Annotated in this window: 12 protein-coding genes; 1 reads left to right on the forward strand and 11 read right to left on the reverse strand. The window is 43.9% G+C overall.

Translation table 11 applies throughout. The features are described from left to right. Positions 1 to 5 precede the first annotated feature (5 nt). From D0T66_RS00575 to D0T66_RS00600, 6 genes are read right to left on the reverse strand one after another with little or no spacing between them, the layout of a single operon-like run. On the reverse strand, positions 6 to 2,336 hold the full coding sequence (locus tag D0T66_RS00575) for a GH92 family glycosyl hydrolase (RefSeq protein WP_163355088.1): 2,331 nt from the start codon (positions 2,334 to 2,336) through the stop codon (positions 6 to 8). A gap of 46 nt (positions 2,337 to 2,382) precedes the next feature. Beyond that, complete coding sequence (mnmE, locus tag D0T66_RS00580; RefSeq protein ID WP_163355089.1) at positions 2,383 to 3,777, reverse strand: tRNA uridine-5-carboxymethylaminomethyl(34) synthesis GTPase MnmE; 1,395 nt, start codon at positions 3,775 to 3,777, stop codon at positions 2,383 to 2,385. Between the two features lie 45 nt (positions 3,778 to 3,822). Then, positions 3,823 to 4,446: a chloramphenicol acetyltransferase gene (locus tag D0T66_RS00585; RefSeq protein WP_163355090.1), complete on the reverse strand. Its 624-nt coding sequence runs from the start codon at positions 4,444 to 4,446 to the stop codon at positions 3,823 to 3,825. 39 nt (positions 4,447 to 4,485) lie between these two features. Then, positions 4,486 to 5,628: a porin gene (locus tag D0T66_RS00590; RefSeq protein ID WP_163355091.1), complete on the reverse strand. Its 1,143-nt coding sequence runs from the start codon at positions 5,626 to 5,628 to the stop codon at positions 4,486 to 4,488. 16 nt (positions 5,629 to 5,644) lie between these two features. Beyond that, entirely contained in the window at positions 5,645 to 6,322 is a 678-nt protein-coding gene (locus tag D0T66_RS00595) for a vancomycin high temperature exclusion protein (protein WP_185154798.1), read from the reverse strand. A gap of 4 nt (positions 6,323 to 6,326) precedes the next feature. Then, the gene (locus tag D0T66_RS00600) at positions 6,327 to 7,193 is read right to left on the reverse strand and encodes a nucleoside phosphorylase (RefSeq protein ID WP_163355092.1); all 867 of its coding nucleotides are present in this window, start codon (positions 7,191 to 7,193) and stop codon (positions 6,327 to 6,329) included. 129 nt (positions 7,194 to 7,322) lie between these two features. Here D0T66_RS00600 and rlmH point away from each other — a divergent pair, with 129 nt between their 5' ends. Next, on the forward strand, positions 7,323 to 7,796 hold the full coding sequence (gene rlmH / locus D0T66_RS00605) for a 23S rRNA (pseudouridine(1915)-N(3))-methyltransferase RlmH (RefSeq protein ID WP_163355093.1): 474 nt from the start codon (positions 7,323 to 7,325) through the stop codon (positions 7,794 to 7,796). Positions 7,797 to 7,799: 3 nt separating this feature from the next. Here the strand turns inward: rlmH and D0T66_RS00610 are convergent, their stop codons facing one another. From D0T66_RS00610 to D0T66_RS00630, 5 genes are all read right to left on the reverse strand, one after another. Then, entirely contained in the window at positions 7,800 to 9,047 is a 1,248-nt protein-coding gene (locus D0T66_RS00610) for an ABC transporter permease (protein ID WP_163355094.1), read from the reverse strand. A 22-nt stretch (positions 9,048 to 9,069) separates the two neighbouring features. Next, positions 9,070 to 10,092: a Holliday junction branch migration DNA helicase RuvB gene (ruvB, locus tag D0T66_RS00615; RefSeq protein WP_163355095.1), complete on the reverse strand. Its 1,023-nt coding sequence runs from the start codon at positions 10,090 to 10,092 to the stop codon at positions 9,070 to 9,072. Positions 10,093 to 10,660: 568 nt separating this feature from the next. Beyond that, positions 10,661 to 11,251, reverse strand: a complete 591-nt coding sequence (locus tag D0T66_RS00620) for a 30S ribosomal protein S16 (RefSeq protein WP_163355096.1) — start codon at positions 11,249 to 11,251, stop codon at positions 10,661 to 10,663. A gap of 145 nt (positions 11,252 to 11,396) precedes the next feature. After that, positions 11,397 to 13,979, reverse strand: a complete 2,583-nt coding sequence (gene glgP, locus D0T66_RS00625) for an alpha-glucan family phosphorylase (RefSeq protein ID WP_163355097.1) — start codon at positions 13,977 to 13,979, stop codon at positions 11,397 to 11,399. Positions 13,980 to 14,009: 30 nt separating this feature from the next. Beyond that, positions 14,010 to 15,659, reverse strand: a complete 1,650-nt coding sequence (locus tag D0T66_RS00630) for a glycogen/starch synthase (protein ID WP_163355098.1) — start codon at positions 15,657 to 15,659, stop codon at positions 14,010 to 14,012. Between the last annotated feature and the right edge of the window lie 6 nt (positions 15,660 to 15,665).

Genomic DNA, 15,665 nt, shown 5'->3' on the forward strand with positions numbered 1-15,665 from the left:
ATCGCTTATATTTCATCCGATAAAGAATAAGGTTTTTCCTGATCCGTAAATAATCGTTTTGTATTCGGTTTAGAAGTCATTTCAAACTCGAGCTCAGCTCCGTTGCGTATATCTTCGTAGGTAATATATGCTTTGGTATAAGGCTTCCCGTTTAGCTTTACCGATTTTACGTAGCGCATTTTGTCGCTTACTTTATCAGCTTTTATGGTCAGATATTTGCCATCCCCGACGTTGACTTTCATATAAGGAAAATAAGGTGCTCCCAAGACATATTGGTTTGTACCCGGGCATACCGGATAAAAGCCCATTGCCGAGAATATATACCATGCCGACATTTGGCCACAGTCGTCGTTTCCGCATAATCCGTCGATAGCGTTCAGGTACATGCGATTCATGATTTCGCGTACCCAGTATTGCGTTTTCCACGGTTGTGACGTCCATGCATACAGGTAAGCTATATGGTGGCTGGGTTCGTTTCCGTGAACGTAGTTTCCTAATATCCCTTCGCGGGTTACGTCTTCCGTATGTTCGAAAAATTCATCGGGCAAGTGCATGGTAAAGATAGAATCGAGGCGCCCGGTGAATTGTTTTTCTCCTCCCATCTGCTGCATAAGTCCTTTGACATCATGCGGAACATAAAACGAATAATTCCACGAATTACCTTCTATAAATCCTTGCCCGTGTGTATCTAATAAGCTGAAAGACGTTTTCCAGCTGCCATCTTTCAACTTAGCGCGTACAAACTGCAGTTCGGGATCGAATACATTCCGGTAGTTTTGTGCCCGCTTTTTATATGCTTCGGCAATAGCACCGGTCTTGTAACCCATACGCTTGGCTGTATTGTATATTGTCCAGTCGTCATAAGCATATTCGAGCGTGATGGATGAGCCGCTTGCATTTCTATCGAAAGGTACATAACCCAATTGTTTGTATTCGGCAATGCCATCGTAATAGTTGACATTCGAACTGTTGATCATGGCTTCCAACGCTTTTTCCCTATCTATTGCAATATTTTTGTCTATAGCATCCGCCAATACCGATACCGAATGGTAGCCTATCATACACCAGTTTTCGTTCCCCATGTGCGACCATACAGGCAATGCTTTGTGCACACTCTGGCTGTAGTGAGCCAGCATGGAGTTGGTGATATCCCGGCTTCTTTCCCTGTTGATAATATTAAATAGCGGATGAAGCGCTCTGTATGTGTCCCATACGGAGAATACGGTATAATTCGTGAAGCCGTCAGCTTGGTGAATATTGTGGTCAATGCCTCTGTATTCTCCATCTACGTCCATATAGACCGAAGGGTTTATCATTGTGTGATAGAGGGATGTATAAAGCATTGCTTTGTTATCTTCGTTGCCTTTCACCTCTATCACATCCAATTCCTTTTCCCATTTGGCGGATGCTTCCTGTGCCAATTGTTCGAATGACTTATTTTGTGCTTCAGCTTCGAGGTTTTTGATGGCTCCCTGTGTGCTGACAGCCGATAAGGCGACTTTCACGACGAGCGGCAAGGGGGCGTCTCCAAATTCAAAATGGCATACAATCTTTCTTCCGGCTATTTCGGGGAAATTGTTTTGCAAATCGAATTTTCGCCAGAAGCCCATGTACTTGGGCTTTTCCCTATCCACATAACCATAATTCAGAATCGGTTTCGACAGCGAAATCGCAAAGTAAGTATAATTCTCCCTTGCCCATCCGTTGGTTATGCGGTAACCGGTTATCAGGGTATCATTCTCGACGCGAAGGCTTGCCCAGAGGACTTTTCCGTCATAATTGTAAATACCATGAACGAGGTCTAACAAGAGCTTCTGTTCCTCCCGTTCCGGATAAGTATATTTATGAACACCAACCCTTTCAGTGGCAGTCAATTGGGCTTTCACCTTATAATCGTCGAGTGTTACTTCGTAATATCCTGCCGATGCTTTCTCTGTATCATGCGAAAAACGAGACCTGTAGCCCGAATCGGGATCTTGAGCTGTGCCCGGATTAAACTTCAATTTGCCGGTTACAGGCATAATCAGTATGTCGCCCAAATCGGAGTGCCCTGTCCCGCTAAAGTGGGTATGGCTGAACCCAACAATCGTTTTATCGTCGTATTGATATCCTGCACAGTATTTATAGGTATCTTTATTATATACACCATTGATGTTTTGCGGGATTGTGTCGGTGTCGGGACTTAATTGTACACCTCCATGAGGTACGCATGCTCCCGGGAATGTGTGCCCCATTTTTACGGTACCGATCATGGGTTTAACGTACGATGCTTTGTTTTGTGAAATCACTGCACAACTCATCGAGAGTAGTAGTAGGGATAGAATGCTTTTTTTCATAAGTGAGTATTAAAATATAGAGGTTGTTTTTATCTTTTTTCGTTGCCTATTTGCCGATACAGAACTTCTCAAAGATATTGCCCAAAACCTCATCCGTAGAAATCTGCCCTGTTATCTCACCTAAATAGTGCATACATTCGCGGATGTCTTGCGAAAGAAAGTCACCCGAGATATTCAGGTCTAACCCTTCCTGTACGCGCTGTATTGCTTGAAGAGCCTTATCTAGAGCCTCGTAGTGACGAAGATTGGTGATGATTACATCCTGTTCGCCAATTTCAGGAATATTAGCGGCTTCGATCAGTTTATGCTCTAATTGGCTTATTCCATCATTGTATTTAGCCGAGATAAATACCCTGTCGGATACCTCGTCTTTCAGCAGGCTATCCTTAATGGCCTTTCTTTCAGCCGAAACGGCATCCACTTTGTTGAATACCAATATCAGTTTCTTATCCTTCACCAGCGGTAGAATCTTTTCGGACAAGGACAAAATGTATTCGTTATCGGTCACAGCATCGACCAGCCAAAGGACAATAGATGCCTGCTCCAGTTTTTTGTATGTAAGGTTGATCCCTATATTCTCTATTTCGTCCGAAGTGTCCCGTATTCCGGCCGTATCTATCAGACGGAAAAGCACCCCTTGTATATTGATGGTGTCTTCGATGACATCGCGCGTTGTACCATGTATATCCGAAACAATGGCTTTCTCCTCATGTAGCAGGCAATTGAGCAGGGTAGACTTCCCTGTATTTGTTTCTCCCACAATGGCAACCGGAATCCCGTTTTTGACGGCATTACCTAAATTAAAAGATTCAGCCAGCTTTTTTATGTGAGACTCAATATCATTCGCAAGCTCCTTCAATCGCAGACGGTTAGCAAATTCGACATCTTCTTCCGAGAAGTCCAATTCTAATTCTATCAACGACGTGAAATCCAGCAACTCGTTTCTTAACTGCAAAAGCCTGTTGCTGATACCTCCCCGCATCTGATTCATCGCTAAACGATGCGTTGAAGCCGAGTTGGATGCTATAAGGTCGGCAACCGATTCTGCTTGCGATAGGTCCATCTTGCCATTTGTGAATGCTCGTTGGGTAAATTCCCCCGGACGGGCTAACACAGCGCCTTTTTGTAAGAGCAATTGCAAAATCCGTTGTTGTATATATGTCGAACCGTGGCAGGAAATCTCTACGCTATCTTCACCCGTAAAGGAATGAGGTGCTTTGAAGATGGTCACTAAAACATCATCAATGACTTCTCCATTGTTGACTATCGAGCCAAAATGCACTGTATTGGCATGTTGCCTACTTAACATCTTATCTGCCGGAGAGACAAATACTTTGTCGACCAACTCGATACAACCTTCACCCGATAACCTGATAATAGCTATCCCGCCAACACCTTGGGCGGTAGATACGGCAGCAATGATATGATTGGGTAATTCCATTCTTTATGGTCTTTAAGTCCTTAATACTTTCTGTAAAGTTACTAATTATTCATTTATTAAGTCTTGAAATAAAGCAATAAATTGCCCTACGTGGAAGCCATCCATCAATGCATGATGAACATGTATAGCTACAGGCATCGTCATTTTACCGTCCTTTTCTTTCATCTTCCCGAATGTTATTTTGGGACAGCTGTCTTTCCTGCTTAACATCCTTGCATGCGAGAAACTGGTGAAATCGACCCAAGGGAGCGATGAATAATGTATCACATTTTCGTTGTAAACACCCCGGATAAGATGGGTGCTATTTTGTACATTCTCAACTTCCTGCTTGGCTTCTTTCATAAATAATGCCATATCTTCATGATATTTCATATAGGCGAAACCGAATGTCCCGTCAGCCCTGCCGATAGTTGGCGCGGCATCGATTACATCGTAAATGTAAACTTTATCATTCTCGATGATATATCTGAATGGCTCCGTTCGGTTCGCTGCCATAAGTGATTTATGCAGATAATATAAAAAGAAGGAATAATTTTCTTCTTTACATTTCTGATATGCTTTAGTACAATCGATATCGACACATACCCCGAAAAAAGGCTCGTCAAAATCCTTAAAGAACAGGTAATGTTCCTTACGGTTCCACGTCTCGATTGTTAATTCATGTTTCATGATCCATTTTAGTTTTAATTCGACATTATCAATGCCTGTTTAAAAGACGATTTGTAGTTGCGCCATTACCTGATGACTGTTTTTCTGATCCCATTTCTCCGAATAGTCCGAATAGAGGTAATTTAGCTGTATACGGCAATTTGTGTAGAAATAGTAATCGGCACCGATAAGATAATCAAGCACTTCGCTATTACTTTCTTTATCCTGATTGAAATAATCCACTTTACCTACCAGATTCAGTTTCGTTGGCAAGATATAATATTTTGCCGTTCCGTACAAACCTTCCTTGTCTGTTTTTCCATCTTTACCCCGAAGCCATTCCGAACGGACATATAACCGATCCGAACGATATTCTCCACCGATAGACCACCGATTGCGGACATGCGTATCTTCTACAGCCTCGTGAGGCAGCTTGTAAGTTGCTTCTCCCCAAATGGCGCTCCCGCCGACTTTCAGTCCCTTTATGGGTTGAAAGAGAATTGTTCCGGCGAGATTCTTCGAATTGTCTTTGTCCGAAGTATTCATTCCAGCCCCTTGAAAGAGCCCGATTTTATAGTCTATCAAATCGTTAAGTGCATTACCCGATACTTGTACACCCAAATCCCTTCCGCTGTTATTGATGCCATTCTGGTATTGCATAACATCGTCTCCCATACCGGCCAAGGCAGACACCGAACGGGTATTGAAAACGGTTTCGAGCGCAGTAGCCGAATAAGGATTTTCGATTGTATAAGGTACTTTGAACTGCCCTAAGCGGATATTGGCTTCTTTTATGGGTGTCCAGTCTATGTAGTACTCGTAGACCATCGGGTTAACGAATTCGCTCATAAAGAAATAGCTGAGCTTGTCGGTCAACTGTCCCCGGGCGTGAAGATAGACCACTCTTGTCCGGGTATTGTGTTTGACTGCTTTGGTATTGTCATAGGTGTGCAGGAATAGCCCGTAACCGCCTATTTGCAGATAAGGGGTGTTGTTGAAGATGGAGCGCACTTTGGCGGCTGCTTCCTCTATCTTGTTATTGTCTGGTTTGGCAGCGCTTTCCTTCAATAGCTCGTCTGCTTCTTCCTGTGTGAGTACTTGTTTTTCGACCAGCTTTTGCAATAGCCCGCTGTTTACATCGTTTTGGGCATAAATAGTTGACGTGAATAGAATTAAGATCAGAATGAATAATAGCTTCTTCATTTAATATATACTGTTTTTAATCTGTTTTGATTTCAATGGGTTCGCCCAGAAATTTAGGCTGTTTCCCTGTGACTATATCGACAAAGACTTTGACACGGGCAAACCGTTCCCTTATTTTGGTTTTCAGTGACTTCCGGTTCAGGCTTATATCTTTTGCATTGTACCCGTAAGCAGTGATGCCATGATGCTGTGCGATGTATATTGCCCGTTGATTATGAAACTCTTGGGAGATAATAATAATCGAATCCTGCCCGAAAACTTTTTTCATTCTCACTACCGAATCCAATGTGCGGAATCCGGCATAATCGAAATGGATAATACTGTCGGGGATTCCCTTTTCAACCAACGCATTATACATGTCGCGCGGTTCGTTGTACGAAGCATGCCCGTTGTCACCGCTGACTATAAAAGCTTTCACTTTGCCGGCATCGTAAAGTTCCTTTGCCGCCTGAATACGGTAGGTGAAATAGCCGTTAGGAGTGCCACGGCGCAAATAACGGGCTGTACCTAATACCAGTCCGACCTTTTGCGGGGGGATGCTATCGGCATTGTCGTATATATAGGATTCCGTAGTCTTGTTGATCTGCGAATTGGAAAAGAATAGCATAAAAGCGACAGATAATACCCCAAAAGCTATGGCATAGAGGCTATAGCGGACTATTTTCTTAGCTCGTCGTTTAATGTTTCTCTCCATTCAATCAGATGCGTTCCAGAACGGTTTTGATTAAGCCTTCTATCGAACCTTTGTAGTTGGCATTGGAGTCTCCAGCAATACGGTTGGCAATGATGGTGCAGATAGTCATCGCTCGATGTCCCATTAATCTGCCTAATCCGGCTAACGGTGCGCTTTCCATCTCGTAATTGGTTATGCTGTCTTCGCCGAAGCGGAACGATTCGATTTTACTGTTTAAGTCGGGATTGGCTAACGGAAGACGCACATATCTCCCCTGAGGGCCATAGAAGCCGATAGCGGATATCGTAACGCCTTTTATCATATCGTAGCCTATGCGGTCTACCAGTTCCTCGTCAGCTTTAACGACGTATGGTGCGCAATGGAGTGGCGACCAGTTTACATGCTTTTTGAAAGCTTCTTCGAAAGCCGCATCGGTAACAGTGTTGCGTCCTTCGTAATAGTTGAGTACACCGTCGAAACCGATAGAATGGGCGGCAACAACATACGAACCGATAGGGCAGTGGGGCTGTAATCCTCCCGATGTACCTACCCGAACCATTGTCAGCTGTTTAAAGTCTTTTTTTATCTCGCGGGTATTGAAATCGACATTGGCCAATGCATCCAATTCCGTGATGACAATATCCATATTGTCAGGGCCTATGCCATGCGACAAAGCAGTGATTCGCTTTCCTTTGTATGTTCCGGTGATGGTATGAAACTCGCGGCTTTGCACCTCGCACTCGATGCTGTCGAAGAATGAAGCCGTCAGTGTCACCCTTTCGGGGTCACCCATCATAATGATTTTATCGGACAACTGTTCCGGCTTGATGTGTAGGTGAAAGACACTGCCATCGTCGTTGATTATCAGTTCGGAATCGGGTATTATTCTCATAGTCTTAAAAATATCTTTGATCAATTACAAAGATACAGAATCATTCATACAATAAAAAGCTTCGGGACAGGGAAAATCACCCTGATAATTTCCTATCTTTGCCGGATACCTAACCATTATGATAGATAAATGAAAATCGTTTTGTTAGCCATAGGTAAGACCGATGCCCGCTACTTCATCGATGCGATAGACGAATATCGTAAACGCCTCGAGCATTATATCCCGTTCGAGATACAGGTAATCCCCGATATCAAGAATACCAAAAATCTCACTGTCGAACAGCAAAAGGATAGGGAAGGGGAGCTGATTCTCAAAAGCTTTCAGGCAGGAGACTATCTGGTATTGCTCGACGATAAAGGCAAGGAATATACTTCCATGAAGTTTGCCGAATACATCGAACGCAAAACGCATACGGTTGCCAAGCGGCTGATATTTGCTATCGGAGGGCCTTATGGCTTTTCGCAGGCGGTGTATGACAAAGCGAATGAGAAGCTTACCCTTTCGCGGATGACCTTTTCGCACCAGATGGTCCGGTTGATATTTGTCGAGCAGCTTTATAGGGCGATGACTATTCTTAACAACGAGCCCTATCATCACGAGTGACGGCTATTCGTATCGTATCGATTTGGCAGGCGAAATCTTGGATATGAGGTAGGAAGGGATTATCATCGTTGCCACCGTTACGACTAACGTGCCGATATTCAGTAGTATCCAGTACAGTATATTTGTTTCTACCGGTACTTGCGTGACATAGTAGTTGTTAGGGTCGAGTTTGAGTATCCCAGTGTACTTCTGTATTACGATGATGGCTACAGCAATTATATTTCCCCATATCATTCCTTTTATAACCAAAAACGAAGCTACATACAAGAATGTCTTGCGGATGCTGCCGTTGCGCATACCCATTGTTTTCAGCGTTCCGATAAGGTTGGTATTTTCGAGGATGATAATCAATAAGCCCGACGTCATTGTGAAGCCCGAGATAGCCAGCATCAGCAGGATGATGACAACCACATTCATATCCAGCAAATCGAGCCAGCCGAAGATATTCGGATTCATCTCCTTGATGGAGCGGGTGTAAAAGGCATTGCCTTCGCGGTCGCGATGTCCCAGCATTTCGAAGAAGAGTTCATCCCTTATGCTGTCTAACTCATCATAGTCCTCTACCAGAATTTCTATGCCGCTGACTTTGTCCTTCTCCCAGCCCTGAAGGCGTTGAATGATGCTGATATCGGTTATCAGGTAAAGTTTGTCATACTCTTCGAAGTTGGTACTGTATATCCCCGAGATGGTAAACTTTCGGGGGCGGGCACTCGATTCCTGAATGAAATAGGATATAAAGGTGTCTCCCAGACTAAGTTCCAGTTTATCAGCTATGTATTTCGATATAATGGCTTTGTTCCCTGTGGTATCGTTGGGGGCGAGAATATCGCCTTCCACCATGTTCTTTCGGAAGAAATCCCAGTCGTAGTCAGCGCCTACGCCTTTGAACATCACCCCTTGAAAGTCGTTATCCGTTTTGATGATGCCCGACATATTGGCGTATAGCTCGGTATGCTTTACTCCGGGAAATTGCTGGATGGTATCGATTATTCCGGGCGTGACGCATATTGCTCCATAATCGAGCGTGCCATTGTCACTCAGGCTCGAAATCTGTATGTGCGAGCCGAAACCGATGACTTTATTGCGGACTTCCTTTTTGAATCCGATGACGATAGACAGCGCCAGCGTCATAGCAGCTAAGCCGATGGCTACTCCTGCAATGGCAATTTTGATGGCAGGGGAGGAGACACGCTTCTCGCCCTTTTGCCGGCTGAAGTAGATTCGTTTAGCTATGAATAATTCGAGATTCAAAATAGTCGTTTATTAGTTAGGTTCAGAATAAAAATCCTTGTTCGCTATCTCTGGTTCTTCCCAGATGTTTGTATGCCAGTTCGGTAACTTCGCGTCCGCGGGGGGTACGCTTCATAAATCCCTCTTTGATAAGGAATGGCTCGTACACTTCCTCTATCGTTCCGCTATCTTCGCCCAATGCTGTGGCAATGGTCGAAATGCCAACAGGCCCTCCTTTGAACTTGTCGATGATGATAGTCAGTATCTTGTTGTCGACTTCATCTAAGCCGTATTTGTCTATATTCAGCGCTTCGAGGGAGAAGCGGGCAATCTCGCGGTCTATCTTTCCTGTCCCTTTCACCTGTGCAAAGTCGCGCACACGGCGAAGCAAGGCATTCGCGATGCGGGGCGTTCCCCGGCTGCGTGAAGCAATCTCTCCGGCAGCTTCGGTGCTGCAAGGCACATCCAATATATTGGCCGAGCGGAGGATAATATTCGTCAGTGTATCTATATCGTAATACTCGAGGTGCATATTGATGCCGAAGCGTGCTCGTAACGGGCTCGTTAATAGACCACTACGTGTTGTTGCACCTACCAAGGTAAACGGATTCAGTTCTATCTGGACGGAACGGGCACTTGGACCTTTATCTATCATAATGTCGATGCGGTAATCCTCCATCGCGCTGTAGAGGTATTCTTCTACTACGGGCGACAAGCGGTGTATCTCGTCGATAAACAAGACATCGTTCGGTTCGAGCGAAGTCAACAATCCGGCTAAATCTCCCGGTTTATCCAACACAGGGCCGGAAGTCACCTTGAATCCTACGCCCAGTTCGTTGGCAATAATGTTGGACAGGGTAGTCTTACCCAATCCCGGAGGGCCATGAAGCAGGGTGTGGTCGAGCGATTCGCCGCGCATGCGGGCAGCCGTGACAAAGACCTGCAAGTTTTCTACTACCTTGCTTTGTCCGCTGAAACTGCCGAATGTGAGCGGACGAAGGGCATTTTCGAAGTCCTTCTCGCTATCGTTAATATGTTCTCTCCGTATGTCGAATGATTCTTCCATAAGTTGCGGAGCAAATTTACAAGATTATTTCGGAATTATCGCATATTTCCCAATGAGCTCTTCCAAAAAAGTAACATACCTCTACTTATTTTCGATGTTTTTCGTTAAGTTACTTTTTATTACTTAACCATGAAGGGCATGAGGGTTCTACACAAAGTTCACAAAGAAACAAATTTAACCACGGAGTATCACAGAGTTCTTCACGGAGTACCTCGAATAAAAAAGTAACATACCTCTACTCAATTTCAGCATTTTTCATTGAGTTACTTTTTTTCAGTGTGCCTCATAGCCTTCTCAGTGAAACTCAGTGTCATCTTTTTTTTCTCACACTATCAGCAAGAAATCCCTCGCATTTGCTCGGGATGACAAAACTCCCCAAAAAGTAACATATCTCTACTTGTTTCGAACGTTTTTGTCGAGTTACTTTTTCTCGTAACTTGTAACTGTGCGAAGCACGAAGTAACTTGTAACTATGTTTAAAACATAGATAAAGTTTCCATAATAAAATACAAAAGAAAAGGACGAAACCAAAGTCTCGTCCTTTCCATATCTTGTTTTAGTTCTATCCTTATTCAGCAGCAGCCTCAGGAGTTTCTGTTGCAGCTTCTGCTTCCGGAGCGGCAGTTTCTTCAACAACAGGAGCCTCTTCAGCCGGAGCAGCTTCTACTGCGGCCTCTGCCTCTGCTTCTACTACATTAGCTTCCGCTTTCTTTTGCGCTACAGCTTCTGCTTTCGCTTTGTTTGCAGCTTTTTCTGCATCTAAACGTGCTTTTTCAGCAGCTTTAGTTTCAGCAGCCTTTTTATTGGCAAATGCTTCTAAGCCTTTTTCTTTATCTGCTTTCCATGCTTCAAATTTCTTTTCAGCTTCAGTTTCGTTGAAAGCACCTTTTCTAACACCACCGAGGAGGTGTTTTTTCAACAATACACCTTCTTTAGAAAGGATAGTACGTGCTGTATCGGTTGGTTGCGCACCAACAGTCAGCCAATACAATGCTCTGTCGAAATTGAGAGATACTGTTGCAGGCTCGGTGTTTGGGTTGTATGTACCCAATTTTTCGATGAATTTACCATCACGTGGAGCTCTGCTGTCAGCAGCTACTATGTGGTAGAACGGATAGTCTTTACGACCTTTTCTTTGTAAGCGAATTTTAGTTGCCATTTTCTTTAAAAATTAATGTTAATTAATACATAATTGTTATTAATGCGGCGCAAAGATAGGAATAACTTTTGGATAAGTCACACAAAACAAAGAAGAAATTGCCCAAAAAGAGCAATTTCTTCTGATTATAGTTATCGATTGAGGATTAGCACCAATGGATGTAGGCAAAATCCTGCTTATGTGCCATGTATTTATTGACAGGGTAGATACGATAAGCAATCTTGCTTGCACCGGCCACTTTGGCTTCCTGCTCCAATTCGAAATAGAGCTTCGTGCCTTCCTTCTTCACTAATTTGAAAGGAGTAGCTTCGATGAACTTGTCGATTTGTTTATCCGCATCATGCTGAACCATAACGAGGTCTACACCTAAATCGCCTATTATATCTTTTTTGTCGACAATTACTTTGGATATAACCTTGTCGCCTTTAGCAAAATAGATAGAGGTAACAGGCTGAGAAGCAGAGTTCTTACCGATGGTTTCTATCATATCTACTTTGATATGATCCCATTTGGCAGCCGTGTCTTCTTTCCATGCCGCCAACTCTTTTGCTACCTTGAAGTTATCGGCCATAACAAGGTTGTGACGTTCTGTCAAAGGCTTGTAGAAACGGTTGATATAATCATCGATCATTCTTTTTGTTGTATATTCCGGAGCGATTTGAGCAATCGAATTTTTGATGTATTGTATCCACTCAGGAGAATATCCTTTTGAGTTGCGGGCATAATACAACGGAATAATCTTGTTCTCGAGAATCGAATATATTTTCGATGCATCCAATTCGTCCTGATACTGCTGATTTTCGTACGTACGTTTGTCAGTCAAACACCATCCGGCATTCTCGCGATATCCTTCGTACCACCATCCGTCGAGAACGGAGAAGTTCAATACACCGTTCATTTCGGCTTTCTCACCCGACGTACCCGATGCTTCCAACGGACGGGTAGGGGTGTTCAACCATACATCTACTCCCGAAATCAAGCGTTTAGCCAGACGCATATCGTAGTTTTCGAGGAAAATGATTTTTCCTAAGAACTCAGGACGGCGCGAGATCTCAACAATTTGCTTGATCAAGCCTTGTCCGGCTCCGTCGGCAGGGTGAGCCTTTCCGGTATAGAGGAATTGTATCGGATATTTTTCGTTGTTTACAATCTTAGCTAAGCGGGCAAGATCGGTAAACAGCAAGTGTGCACGTTTGTAAGTAGCAAAGCGGCGTCCAAAACCTATCAACAGGGCATCAGGATTGATGTGCTCTGCCAAATCCATGATTTTGGAAGGTTCTTTCTGGTTTTTGATCCATCCGGATTGTACTTCCGCTTTTACGTAATCGATCAAGCGTTTTTTCAGGGAAGAACGTACTTTCCATATTTCTTCATCCGAAACATCGTAAATTTTGCTCCAGATGTCGTGATTCGACTGGTCGTTGTAGAAGTTTTTGTCGAAATTCTTTTCGTATAGCAACTTCATATCTTTAGCAGTCCATGTAGGCATGTGTACACCATTCGTAACGTATCCCACATAAACTTCTTCAGGGAAATAGCCCGGCCACATAGGTGCAAACATGTGTTGCGAAACTTCGCCATGTAACTTACTTACGCCATTTGCTTCGAGACAAGTATTCAAGGCAAAAGTACTCATACAGAATTTCTCGCCCGATCCGGGTACTGTACGTCCCATATCTACGAAATCCTGCCATGAAATACCAAGGCGTGCCGGATAGCTGCCTAAATATTTGCCTAACAGGCCTTCGTCGAAATAGTCGTGTCCGGCAGGTACAGGTGTGTGTACAGTATATAATCCGGAGGCGCGTACAACTTCCAGTGCCTGATTGAATGTCAACCCTTCGTGTTCGATAAGGTCTACCAATCGCTGAACGTTGATAAGGGCAGCGTGTCCCTCGTTGCAGTGATATATATCTTTCTTTATATCTAACTTATTGAGCAAATGCATACCGCCTATACCGAGCAGGTATTCCTGTTTCAAACGGTTTTCCCAGTCGCCGCCATATAATTGGTGCGTGATAGAGCGGTCGAATTCGCTATTGAGGTCGATGTCGGTATCCAAGAGGTATAGTTTTATACGTCCCACATTCACTACCCATACATTGGCATAAACCGAACGATCGGGATAAGGCACTGCCAGAATCATCTGTTTTCCGTCCTCGTTTAATACCTGTTCTATCGGAAGTTCGCCGAAGTCCTGCGGGATATAGTTCGCTACCTGTTGTCCGTCAGGCGAAATCGTTTGAGTGAAATAGCCATAACGATAAAGGAATCCTACCCCTACCAGGTCGACATGGCTGTCGCTGGCTTCTTTGAGGTAGTCGCCTGCTAAAACACCGAGACCTCCTGAATATATTTTCAATACATTCGTAAACCCGTATTCCATACTGAAATAGGCTACGGATGGCTTGGATGTATCGAATTCTTCGCTCATATATTTATCGAAACTCTTTACGACCTTTTTGGTCAACGCCATAAGTTCGCTGTCTTTCAATATTTCTTGTACGCGGTCGTACGACAATTTCTGAAGCAGTACAACCGGATTATGTTCGGTCTTTTTCCATAATTCGGGATCAAGTTTATAAAAGAGGTCTGTTGCCTCGTAATTCCATACCCACCATAAATTGTGTGCCAACTTCTCGAGTTTTATCAACTCGTCGGGCAAGTTGACCTGTGTGTAGACATTGCGCCATGTAGGTGAATTGGCTGAACTTGTTTTGATTCTCATAATCTTTTAATTGTATAATAGTTAATGTAATTATGCTTTCTGAAGATTGTTTAATGCTATATTGTAGGCATCCTGATAATAGCTGAAGAAGTGTGCCCAATCGGCTAACGCAGCCCGTTCGAGGGCGGCCTGACGCAGGAGGGCTTCATCTTGTTCGCTTTTGGTTGTCATTTCGAATACGCGATTGCATATATCTTCCGATATTTCGATGAAATTATAGTCGTCGCGGGTAATAACTTCGGCGCCATCGTTCATGCCCCGTTTGTCGCCCAAGCGTTTCATCCACAAGCCGAATCCGGCAAGGGTAGTAGTGATGGTCGGCACGGAGAAGGCAATACTTTCGTGTGGAGTATAGCCCCACGGCTCGTAATAGGACGGGAATACGGTAACATCCATACCGATAAGTAAGTCGTAATATGTTTTGTTGAATATTCCGTCATTTCCATTCAGGTAGGAAGGGACAAAAATAACCTTTACCTTATCTTCTTTCCTGTTATTTATATTCAGGTAGCTGAGCTGATTCAGAATAGAATCGTGATTCATATTCTTGAGCCAGTGCGTAATATTGGGATGAATGAGGGGTGTTTCCGGCTTTTTCTTCGAGCGCAGTTCCTCCTGCAAATCCTGCCGTGGCGAATCAATCCATGCCGGAACCATAATAAAGGCAATAACGTCCTTGTTCAGTTGCTCTATGTGGTTCAAGCGTCCCATGGAATCGACAAAAACGTCCAATCCCTTGTTGCGGTATTCGTAGCGTCCGCTTGTAGCTACCAGCAACACATCGGGATCAATACTATATCCCAACAGCTTCTCGGCAACGTTAATCAACGTCTTGCGGGCAGCTTTGCGTTTCTTCTCATGTTCTTTCCCTACGGGGATGAAGTCTTTCTCGAATCCGTTAGGAGTGACTACCGGTTCGCGTTGCAGCAATTGCTTGCATTCGCGGGCGGTAATCTCGCTCACCGTAGTGAAGCAATCGGCATTCTGAGCAGCAGCTTTTTCTACCGAGTGTTTACTTACGACATTGAGTTCGCGTGCCATCTGGTCGCCGTCGTACGAATGGAGGTAGTTATACAACGGTTTGCCGTTGCCTGCAATGGAGCGTCCCACGGTTGTGGCATGGGTTGTGAAAAGCGTACCTACTTTGGGCAGATGCGATTTTACATATAATAGTCCCATTCCCAGCATCCACTCGTTGAAGTGGGCGATGACATTCTTTTTGGAAAGCTTGAAGTGTTTGTAGAAACTCTCCATCACCACGCCTGTGGCATAGGCGAACATACAGGCTTCGTCGTAATCGCCGTATGCGTCTAATGAATCGACATGGTATTTATTCCACATCTCGCCATAGATGTCATTTTTCTTTGCATAGAATTGCTCGAAATCGACCAATACGGTAATCGGTGCTCCGGGTACATCCCAGCGGCCGATTTTTATTTTCAGGTTATCTTTTTGTGTGGCTGTTTTTTTCCATCCTTCCAATAAGGATTTATCTTCTTTGAACCAAGGGCATTTTTTATCTTTCCATACATCCGGCCCTATAAATATGACCTTGTCTGTGTATGTGTCCTGCATAACTTTTGCTCTTGTCGATAAGACAGTATATATTCCCCCTACTTTATTGCAAACTTCCCAACTGGTTTCGAATATATAATCAATCTTGTAATTATTATCTGACATAGTTTT

The sequence above is a fragment of the Dysgonomonas sp. 25 genome (assembly GCF_010501075.1).
Classification (GTDB): domain Bacteria; phylum Bacteroidota; class Bacteroidia; order Bacteroidales; family Dysgonomonadaceae; genus Dysgonomonas.